The organism is Vibrio sp. 11986-1-5 (assembly GCF_963878025.1).
GTDB lineage: Bacteria > Pseudomonadota > Gammaproteobacteria > Enterobacterales > Vibrionaceae > Vibrio > Vibrio injensis.
The window spans coordinates 1-268 of the sequence record NZ_CAWNVW010000041.1 but is presented as its reverse complement, the minus strand read 5'-3'; the positions used below and the strand labels follow the sequence as shown (position 1 = coordinate 268).

Genomic DNA, 268 nt, shown 5'->3' with positions numbered 1-268 from the left:
TTTTTCACCAAGCACACTTGAATGTGTATTTTTGGTCTTTATCAAAAGATAAAGATTGAGAACTTTACAAGTAACTTATCCATCAAGATAAATTACTTTGTCAGCTTTCCAAATTGTTAAAGAGCAAGATTGTTCGTTACAAAACGAGTCAACCATTTCTAAAGATTCTATCTAAAAACCCTTAAAGATGGTATCCCGTAGGGGAGTCGAACCCCTGTTACCGCCGTGAAAGGGCGGTGTCCTAGGCCTCTAGACGAACGGGACACTA

General features: G+C 38.8%; 1 tRNA gene. It reads right to left on the bottom strand.

From position 1 onward, the window contains the following. Positions 1–188: 188 nt before the first annotated feature. Positions 189–264 (bottom strand) — tRNA-Glu (locus AACS00_RS09955). Between the last annotated feature and the right edge of the window lie 4 nt (positions 265–268).